This is a genomic window from Rhizobium sp. M10 (assembly GCF_002531955.1).
Classification (GTDB): Bacteria; Pseudomonadota; Alphaproteobacteria; order Rhizobiales; family Rhizobiaceae; genus Rhizobium; species Rhizobium etli_C.
In genome coordinates this window covers 1-1,285 of record NZ_NWTA01000075.1, presented here as the reverse complement: position 1 = coordinate 1,285, position 1,285 = coordinate 1, and the positions used below count along the sequence as shown (strand labels likewise).

Annotated in this window: 1 protein-coding gene and 1 pseudogene; both read right to left on the bottom strand. The window is 61.6% G+C overall.

What is annotated here, in order from left to right; translation table 11 throughout:
* On the bottom strand, nucleotides 1–243 hold a 243-nt coding region (locus CO671_RS34075; protein WP_245425055.1), incomplete at its 3' end, for a hypothetical protein.
* 372 nt (nucleotides 244–615) lie between these two features.
* A pseudogene (locus CO671_RS33075) lies at nucleotides 616–1,285 on the bottom strand (hypothetical protein); the annotation flags it as partial.

The window sequence follows — 1,285 nt, the reverse complement described above, 5'->3', positions numbered from 1 at the left end:
GTCTTGCTGCCCCGAACCCCTCTCCGGCGCCAGCGACTGCGGCGTCACTCGCATCGAACCGCCCACGGAACTGCGACGCGGCACACGGTCGCCGGCGTCACTATCGTGCGAACCGAGGCGCAAGTCGGTCGGATCCTGTTCCATCTCTCGGCTCTCTGGATAGCAATCCTCAATCCAGGCGTCCGTATCGAAAGCTCCGGTCACGCCTTCGATCCACCCACTATACTTCGCGAGAATCGTCATCGCGCGGCTGGTTCCGTCTTGGGTACATCGATGCCGGTCCTCCGGAAATCAAATTTGGAACCTCGATCCTAATGCCCGCCGACCGCCGCCCAGCATGCTAAAGCCAGATCCAATCATGCCCTCAAGGCATGGCCGAACACCATATGGCGACGGCTTGCCGACAATCGTCTGCACTCGACCATCAGGCCGACACAGAGGCTCGCCAGCTTGCCGCTTGCCATGCGGAGCCCGCCATTCGATGTCGCCCCCGGCACTGGGGATCGTCTCATCTGGGTTGGCGCGCTGCACGTGGCCGCGTAAAAACGGATTCTCTCTCAACGGTTTGGTGCTTTTCAAGAACCACTGGCATCTATTGCTCGATCCATCTCCACCCTATTGCAGGAAAAGGTAAATGTCGTTCTCCATGCCTGATGGCCCCAGAGTGGCCGTGTAGGGCACACCATGGATAGTGATGCTGGTCTGGGGGTTGTCCGCGCTCGGCAGCAACTCAAGCCAGGACATCGCAAGCCGAAGGCCAGCCGGTGCCGGTTGATTGCGGTGTTGCCAGCTCGGAGGGACAGCTCCTCCCAAGTCGTCCACAGGCAGCGTGTACTGTGGGGTGCCGAAGATCGATGCCCCCAAGCTTTGCTCCCATGGTGCGTCTGGCGGATTGACGCTTTGCACCGGTGAATAGGCAGCTGACGGCAAATCCTGCCGGAAGGTCGCTGTATTCCAGCTATCGGGAAGCTGGCCGGGTTGAGCCACTCCATGCCAAAACTCTGCGGGATCGGCGATCTGTGTGGAGGACTCCGGTCCAGCCGCCGCAGCCCCCGCTCGAGCACTGTTGGGCGCGGGGCTCAGACGTCGTTGGAGTTGCTCCCGATCGGCGACGAGGTTGTCGAGGTGCAGCACGGCTGGCCGGCCTCTTCGTGCCAGTCGTCTAACGAGCGCCCGCGTGCCGTCAACCACGAAGACTCCGCAATCATAGTCGTTGCGCTGTTGGGTCATGCGGACGGGCTCCAGACGGGTACCCAACCTTTGTGCGAGCATTGCTGCAAACTCG